This window comes from Moorena sp., from assembly GCF_982860115.1.
On the sequence record NZ_CEYLVT010000114.1, the window covers coordinates 1 to 8,392 of the forward strand.

At 46.2% G+C, this 8,392-nt stretch carries 8 protein-coding genes and 1 riboswitch; of the genes, 6 read left to right on the forward strand and 2 right to left on the reverse strand.

Annotated features, from left to right (window positions below; translation table 11 throughout):
• Positions 1–75: 75 nt before the first annotated feature.
• Positions 76–654 (forward strand): hypothetical protein, encoded by a 579-nt coding sequence (locus AC4II3_RS19120; protein WP_488013188.1) that lies wholly within the window; start codon positions 76–78, stop codon positions 652–654.
• Between the two features lie 13 nt (positions 655–667).
• Entirely contained in the window at positions 668–871 is a 204-nt protein-coding gene (locus AC4II3_RS19125; protein WP_488013186.1) for a hypothetical protein, read from the forward strand.
• Positions 872–910: 39 nt separating this feature from the next.
• A riboswitch (cobalamin riboswitch) is annotated at positions 911–1,055 on the forward strand.
• Between the two features lie 325 nt (positions 1,056–1,380).
• Here the strand turns inward: AC4II3_RS19125 and AC4II3_RS19130 are convergent.
• A complete protein-coding gene (locus tag AC4II3_RS19130) occupies positions 1,381–1,665 on the reverse strand; it encodes a hypothetical protein (RefSeq protein ID WP_488013184.1) in 285 nt (94 codons plus the stop codon).
• 108 nt (positions 1,666–1,773) lie between these two features.
• On the opposite strand from AC4II3_RS19130, the gene AC4II3_RS19135 reads away from it, so the two are divergent.
• From AC4II3_RS19135 to AC4II3_RS19145, 3 genes are all read left to right on the forward strand, one after another.
• Positions 1,774–2,934, forward strand: coding sequence for a fatty acid desaturase (locus tag AC4II3_RS19135; protein WP_488013190.1), 1,161 nt, complete (start codon positions 1,774–1,776; stop codon positions 2,932–2,934).
• 12 nt (positions 2,935–2,946) lie between these two features.
• Positions 2,947–3,951 (forward strand): methyltransferase domain-containing protein, encoded by a 1,005-nt coding sequence (locus AC4II3_RS19140; RefSeq protein WP_488013182.1) that lies wholly within the window; start codon positions 2,947–2,949, stop codon positions 3,949–3,951.
• A 105-nt stretch (positions 3,952–4,056) separates the two neighbouring features.
• Positions 4,057–4,440, forward strand: a complete 384-nt coding sequence (locus tag AC4II3_RS19145; protein WP_488013180.1) for a DUF1636 domain-containing protein — start codon at positions 4,057–4,059, stop codon at positions 4,438–4,440.
• Between the two features lie 196 nt (positions 4,441–4,636).
• Here the strand turns inward: AC4II3_RS19145 and fdhD are convergent, their stop codons facing one another.
• The gene (gene fdhD / locus AC4II3_RS19150; RefSeq protein WP_488013178.1) at positions 4,637–5,485 is read right to left on the reverse strand and encodes a formate dehydrogenase accessory sulfurtransferase FdhD; all 849 of its coding nucleotides are present in this window, start codon (positions 5,483–5,485) and stop codon (positions 4,637–4,639) included.
• Between the two features lie 584 nt (positions 5,486–6,069).
• On the opposite strand from fdhD, the gene AC4II3_RS19155 reads away from it, so the two are divergent.
• Positions 6,070–8,316 (forward strand): FdhF/YdeP family oxidoreductase, encoded by a 2,247-nt coding sequence (locus AC4II3_RS19155; protein ID WP_488013176.1) that lies wholly within the window; start codon positions 6,070–6,072, stop codon positions 8,314–8,316.
• Positions 8,317–8,392 lie beyond the last annotated feature (76 nt).

Below are 8,392 nucleotides of genomic sequence, written 5' to 3' on the forward strand. Positions count from 1 at the left end.
CGCCCAGATTTGAAGGAGAGGTGCCCTGAGTAATACCAGGCATCGACTCTAACAAATAATTACAGAGCCTTTCCCATGAAAACTTATCAAAGTAGTACATCTAACCCAAACATTACAGCTCAAGCTTGGAGACTCATAGCAAATGGAAGGTTTTGGCCTTTCACCTTACTTGTAGTGGGAGTTGCGAGTAATGGGGTTTATGCCCACGCGCCTCTAGCTGCCTTTGCAAGCATGAGTGGGGCGACCTTGTCTCGACAACGGGCTGTGGGTGTAGCGTTGCTAGTTTGGTTGGTCAATCAAGCTATTGGATTTGGATTGCGGGGCTATCCCCTAACATCCACCGCTTTCACCTGGGGAGCATTGATGGGAATCGGTACCCTGTTGGCTGCTGTTGCGGCAAGTTGGTGGCCAGGTTGGTGTCGGGATTCCTTTAGTAGATATTTGAGATGGATGGCGATCGCCTCACTTTTGGGATTTGCACTGTATCAAGGATTAATTCTGTTTGCTTATCCAGTCTTAGCAGATGGGCATCGAATGGGTTGGGAGATTGTGGGTAAGTTGTTTGTTAAACATTTGATTTGGTCTGGAGGAATTACAATTGTCCATAGCCTATTGCTTTGGCGCATCGTGAACCGTCGCCAGTCTGTGATTTAATCGTTAACACTCCATGACTGACTTTTCTGGCTGGGTAATTCCACTGAATCACCGCGCTGTTGAACCCCTCTATGGTAATCAAAAGATTGAATACAAGGATTTTCCCTCTACCGTTGATTTAGTCGGGCCTTTACTCCACAGACTATTTCAGGAACGCTGGCAAGAGGTGGCGGTGCGGTGGGCAGCCACCTCTCAAATCTGTACCTCAGGCGATTGAAAATGGCTATACATGTTTCTAAGCAAGAAAATGTAGTATGCTATAAAATGACTTATCGGTTTTAGTGGGGATCAGCCGCTAGAAGAAACGGGGAAAGTTGGGTGAGAATCCCACGCTGTACCGCAACTGTGAAGGAGACGTTATCGCTCTCAGTCAGGATGCCCGCCGATAAAAAGTCCATGTTCTGCAACATCTGCGAGGTACGGATGATGGTCAATCCAGTATTTTTTCAATTCAATTCTGAGGGAAGCTTTCCTGAAGCTCGGAAGCGATTGCGATTGTAACTGAATTTGAACAACACATTTGAACTGAGTCCTTTGGATAGAGGGGTGACTGCCTGCATTTTAAAAAAAAGAGCAGCAGTTTTTAGATAGCGATGTCCTTCCGACAGGCTTCGCCAACGCAGTTAATTTGCAATTGGGGAATTGGTCTTGTTTCTGTATAGAATCAAACCCAAATTGCAGAGGTTTCCCTATCAACTGTGATTTCGACCCATCTCAGTTCATGACTCAGACTAATGAATCTTCATGATGCTGCATCGTGCAGTTAATGATGTCAGTTTTTGCTGCCTTGAATTCTACAAAAATGTTACGAGCAAGTTTGTAAAACCTGGGACGAGTTTCACCCAGCCGTTTGTACCTTGAAGCAGGAGGGGTGCAGTAACCCTGACGGGCGATCAAGAAGCGTGTCTCGGAATAATCCCGTAGCGTCTCGGAACGAGAATTGCCTAGCACAACTAATCCCAATGTATCACTGAATTGAGACCCATTATGCTCAAGTATTATCTGTATCATACTGGACAGATCTCTACATCGGTTCATCCCTTTGTAAAACGTGAATCTTCCCGGCAACTAAAACCACCGCATCTGCTCAGAAAAACTGACTTTGTTTTGATGCCATACATGAAGAGCAGCAACCTACGGGCAACCTATCAAATTCTCAATACCGTTGTCCCTTATGTTCTTTTATGGCTCTTGGCTGTGAAAGCAGCATCGATTTCGCTGTGGCTTCTACCCCCGATTATTGCGCTGCTAATTCTTTTCTCCCTGCGCTGTTTTTCATTGATGCATGATTGCGGACACTATTCTCTGTTTCGGTCAAAATCAATGAACCGAATCATGGGGTTTCTGCTGGGTGTGATCAACGCGATGCCCCAATATGCCTGGTCGAGAGATCATGCCTACCATCACAAAACCAATGGCGACTGGGAGCGATATCGGGGCGTTGCCGATTTCTTATCCACTGAGGAGTTTTCTAAGCTCGATCCGTTCAAGCAAAGACTGTATGAAGTCCTGCGACATCCATTGATGGCGATTCCAGGGGGCTTTTTCTATCTGGTCATCAAGCCCAGGTTAGTTTTAATCATGGGAGTTTATGATTTCATCCATCATGTATTCACGGATTTGAAGCAGGGTTCAGGGTTTAACTTAGGGCAAACCGTCTCTGCTCATCAGTCGAAACATTGGCAGTCCGTTGCTGAATATTGGGATCTACTGTTTAACAACATTTGTGTGGTTGGTGGTTGGATTTTCCTGAGCCATTTATGGGGAGTTGGGCTGTTTTGGAGTATTTACTCTATTACACTCAGTTGTTCTGCAACAATTTTCATCTGGATCTTTTTTGTGCAGCATATTTTTGAGGGTGCGTATGCTCACAAAACAGCAGGCTGGAACTATGTTCTCGGTGCAGTTGAGGGCACCAGTTATTTAGAATTACCCGCCGTTCTCAGATGGTTTACGGCAGACATCGGCTATCACACTATTCATCATCTCTGCGAAAGAATACCAAATTACCATCTTGCAGCTTGTTATCGTGAAAATAGCCATCTGCTCTCGGATGTAAAGACCCTGCGAATCAGAAATCTGCTGGACTGCTCCCAATTCCTTCTGTGGGATGCTGCCTCAGAACGTTTGGTTTCGATTCCCCAAAGGGGACGCTGCGCGAACGCATCTTTTCGGCAAGCCACCGAGGCGATGCCGAGTTCAGCCTCCAGTTGTGAAAGTAAGGGAGAAACGAACAGTGCAACAGTTAAAGATATTGAAGGCAGAAGTATTGAAGGTTGAGGTTTAATCTAAATGAATGTGTTAGTTGCTACGCTGGGAATTTTACTGGCACTCCTGATAGTCGGGATTGCGCTTTATCTCCTCACGCCTCGTCGCTATCAATCTCCTGATTCTGTTGCCAATTCCTATGACGATTGGACGAATGATGGCATTTTAGAGTTCTACTGGGGCGAACATATCCACCTGGGGCACTACGGCTCTCCGTCCCGCAAAAAGGATTTTCTCCAAGCCAAGTCAGATTTTGTGCATGAAATGGTGCTTTGGGGTGGGTTAGACAAGCTTTCTGCCGGTACTACGGTCTTAGATGTGGGCTGTGGCATTGGCGGCAGCAGTCGCATTCTGGCGCAGGACTGTGGTTTTGCCGTCACGGGAATCACCATCAGCCCTCAGCAAGTCAGACGTGCTCAAGAACTGACACCGCCTGGGGTGAATGCCCACTTTCAGGTCGATGATGCCCTGGCTCTTTCATTCCCCGATGCCAGTTTTGATGTGGTCTGGTCGATCGAGGTAGGCCCACATATAGCTGACAAGGCGCAGTTTGCCAAAGAGCTATTGCGGGTTCTGAAACCGGGTGGAATTCTGGTCATTGCCGACTGGAATCAGCGGGACGACCGAAGCAAACCCCTGAACTGGTGGGAGCGTCCGGTGATGCGACAACTGCTGGATCAATGGTCTCACCCGGCCTTTTCCAGCATTGAAGGCTTTTCAGAACAGTTGGAGGCGACGGGGCTGGTCGCAGGCCAGGTGGCCACTGCTGATTGGACTCAGGAAACCCTCCCCGCCTGGCTGGATTCTATCTGGCAGGGCCTTGTCCGCCCAGGCGGATTACTCAAATTTGGTTTTGTCGGGTTCATCAAGTCCCTGCGGGAAGTGCCCACCTTCTTGCTGATGCGACTAGCCTTTGGGGCGGGATTGTGTCGCTTTGGCATGTTCCGGGCTGTGCGGGCCGCATCCCCTGGGGTGTCCCCCCAAAACATGGCTTTTGAGCAAAACAACGATAATTTAGTGCGTTCATGAGTGGATTCACCTATGACTTAATCATCCTTGGGGGCGGTATCCCCGGCCTCAAAGATTCAGCCTTGCTCAAGTTAAACTCACTGATTGATTTCACTTCTATTCAAAATGATTCCAGCAACTTTATTCGTCTGTTCTCTTTGTCGATTTTCTGCGACAGAAAAAAGCCGAGGCGGTTTGTCAGGAGGCCAATACTTTATCAACCAACTCCAAACTGAACTAGCTGTCCGAAATTTACAAGATACCGTTCATCTTCAGCCGGTTCGCTGTATGGCTGCCTGTAGTCGCCCTTGCAATGTGACTTTAGCTGCTCCTGACCGACTCACTTTTATTCTAAGTGGATTATCAACGACTGAATCAGCGACAGAATTAGTAGAATTTTGTCAGCAATATACAACCTATCCAGGGGGTCGCGTTCCTTTCAAAGAACGTTCCGCTGTCATTCGAGCCGCTTCGGCTTTTATCCTGCCTGCCTTACCCGCACCAAACTAGGTATTGATTTACTGTCTAATCCATTCAAAATACAAACGTACCACTACGCTGTTGAATAGTTTTGTCAGTCAACCAGGCATTCAGCTATCAGCTTATGGGCTATGGGCATACTATTTGAATAGGGTAAGTTACACTTAACAGCTTTTGAATCAGCGATACAGCGCGAGCTTTAAGCTGACGGCTGAATGCTGACATATCAACCATGATCAAAAAAACTGCAAATACGCTCTTTCCCAGAATAAACATTAAACCGTTTTCCCCGCAGAAATCCCACTAGAGTAATCCCAAACTCTCTCGCTAGGGTTACCGCTAGACTGCTGGGCGCAGATACTGCGCAAACAATTGGTACCCTAGCCATCAGACATTTCTGTAAAATTTCAAAACTAGAGCGCCCACTTACCATCACAATGCGATCGCTTAAGGGCAGTTGATTAGTTAATAAGGCTGAACCCACCAATTTATCCACAGCATTGTGACGTCCTACATCTTCTTGTAACGAGAGTAACTCTCCTTGGGAATTAAACAACCCAGCAGCATGGATTCCCCCTGTTGTGGAAAACACTGATTGAGCCGAACGCAGCTGTTCCGAAAGGCTGTAAATTACCTCAGTGCTGACTTCCATAGGATCACAGATCACTGAACACCCTCGCAACCGTAGTGCCTCAAGACTGGCTTTTCCACAAATTCCACAGGCGCTGCTGGTAAAAAAGTGGCGTTCGAGGGGTTGCAAATCTGGAGTCAGTTCCTCCCTCAGGGTCACATTCACAATGTTATAGCGCTGCTCACCATCTCGATTAGAATCCACACAGTAGCTAATCCGTTGAATATCATCCCGATCCTTTACAATTCCTTCACTATAGAGGAACCCTGCTGCTAGTTCAAAATCTGCCCCTGGGGTGCGCATGGTCACCGCAACGGTTTTCTGGGCAGAGGTCAGGCGAATTTCCAAGGGTTCTTCTGTTGCCAGTTGATCTAAACGCGATCGCACTTGGCTGTTTTCCAATACCCAGACTTGGGATTTAGTTTTGCTACGGTGCTGATTCATAGTTGGTTGATAGCAGTTTTCAATACCCAATTGAGAACTGCTATATGACCTTATCGGTAGTTTTATCATTTTGGTAATCTTATCTAATAGTATCTAATAGTGCTACAAATTTTTTAGGCATAGGATACGTGCCTCCCAATCTTTTGTATAGCAGTCGAAGTAAAGGTTAAGAGTAAGCATTCAGATATCAGCCGTTGGCCTTGGCCTTTGGGCCACCCTATGGTAATGGCCACGCTACGGGAATGGCTAAGCTATTTGAGGAGCTTTGTTGCTAATCTCTATTCTGGAAAGATGATGGGCTTTTACCCAGACTTTAAATTCGATATAATCTCGAATTATTAAATTATCCTGAAACAGGTTTATTTTCAGGATTATAGCTGACAGCTGACGGTTAATACATATTTCGATTCGCTGTTGCCTGTTCCCTATTACCTGTTCGCTTTAACCACAAAAAATATGTCCTAAACTCTCCTTTACTCGCTCTAATTAGTAATAGATAAAAAATTAATATTCCGTAATAGTTTGTCTGCTAAAGTTTATGGTAATGTGATCAAGTACCCAGATTTTAACGTTACTCCAAACTCATGCTGCGTCAACCAAAAAAACGCTGGACTCCTTCCCACTGGGCAAACTGGAAACCATTCGGTATTGGTGAACAATACCCGAACAATTATTGGGAAGTCTTCAGAGCAGCTTGGGAAAACCGAGACCAGTTATCCTATGCTTGGGATATCTTAAATCAAGGAGTCTGCGATGGTTGTGCCCTTGGAACTACTGGTATGAAAGACTGGACTCTTGATGGCGTCCATGTCTGTAATGTCCGGCTGCGGTTGTTGCGGATGAATACCATGGCAGCATTTGACCCCGAAATTCTAGCAGATGTCTCCCAGCTTCAGAGGAAAAAAAGTATCCAACTGCGGGATTTGGGACGGCTTCCTTACCCGATGATGCGGCAACGAGGGGAGAAAGGATTCCGTCGAATTAGCTGGGATAAAGCACTGGAATTAATCAGCAATTCCCTACGGAAGAGTTTCTCTTCATCTATTGACACCAGCACCAACCGATTCAGCGTTTATCTAACCAGTAGAGGTACAGTAAATGAAACCTACTACGCTGCCCAAAAAGCAGTGCGAGCGATCGGGACTAATAATATAGATAATGCTGCTCGCATCTGCCATTCTCCCAGTACTGCTGGACTTAAAGGGGGATTAGGAGTAGCAGCTACTACTTGTTCTTATAAAGATTGGATTGGCACAGATTTATTAGTATTTATTGGCTCTAACGTTGCCAACAATCAGCCAGTTACCGTTAAGTATCTCCACTGGGCTAAGAAGGCTGGTACCAAAATCGTGGTAATTAACACTTACCAAGAACCAGGTATGGAACGCTATTGGGTGCCTTCGATTCCCGAAAGTGCGTTATTTGGTACTAAATTTGCCGAAGACTTCTTTTTAATCAACATGGGTGGGGATATGGCATTCCTCAATGGCACCCTTAAGGAGATGATTGCTAACCATTGGGTAGACTCATCCTTCATCAAAAATCATACGACTAATTTTGAGCAATTAAAAGCAACCCTAGCTAACCAATCTTGGGAAGAACTAGAACAGCTTTCCGGTACTTCCCGTGAACACATGTACGCCTTTGCCAAGATGCTAGCTGAAGCTGATAAAGCTGTGTTTGTCTGGAGCATGGGTATTACCCAACATCAGTGTGGCGAAGATAATGTGCGAGCCATCATTAACGTAGCCTTAGCAAAAGGGTTTGTTGGTCGAGAAGGCTGTGGGTTAATGCCGATTCGGGGTCACTCTGGGGTGCAAGGAGGAGCAGAAATGGGATGCTATGCCACGGTTTTTCCTGCTGGCAAGCCCATTACTCCAGAAAATGCTGCTAAGCTCAGCCAACAATGGCAGTTTGAGGTCCCCACCACCAAAGGATTAACAGCAGCGGAAATGATTGATGCTGCCCATTCAGGGGAGTTGGATACACTGTTTTCCGTCGGAGGCAATTTCCTGGAGGTGTTGCCAGAACCAGAATATATCAAAGAGGCACTACAGCGAATCCCTCTGAGAGTCCATATGGATATTGTCCTCTCCAGTCAAATGTTAGTAGAACCTGGAGAAACCGTAGTCTTGTTACCCGCCACGACTCGCTACGAAATCCCAGGGGGAGTAACTGAAACCAGTACCGAGAGACGGGTGATTTTCAGTCCAGAAATTCCTGGCCCTCGGATTGGGGAAGCCCGTCCGGAGTGGGAAGTTTTTATGGAACTAGCACGGCGAGTTCGTCCGGATTTAGCAGATAAATTAAACTTTGATAGCACAGCCGCGATTCGGGCAGAAATTGCCCAGGTTATCCCCCAGTATGCTGGTATCCAACATCTTAAGGAAGCCGGTGATCAGTTCCAGTATGGCGGTTCCCATCTTTGCTTTGGCTGGAATTTCCCCACACCGGATGGTTTAGCCCATTTTTCCCCTTTATCTCCACCGAAGCTAGAACTGCCAGAAGGTCATTTCTTGGTAGCAACCAGGCGAGGTAAACAATTTAACAGCATGGTGCAAGAACAGAAAGATGCCATTACTGGGGCAAAGCGAAAGGCCGTGCTGATGAGTCGGGTGGATGCTAAAAAACTGAGATTAAACCATGGCGATGCTGTAATTCTGAGGAATCAACAGGGTCAATTCCAAGGAAAGATCCATATCGCACCGATTACACCAGGAAATTTACAGGTACATTGGCCTGAAGGAAATGTGCTATTGGATAAAGGGAAGCGATCGCCTGAAGTAGATATTCCAGACTACAATGCTTTGGTTAGACTAGAAAAGGTTTAAGGATCAAAACTTGTGTGAACAGTTCGGTTAATTACTATGTATTCAGGGACATCGTTAATTGGTAATTGGTAAGTTA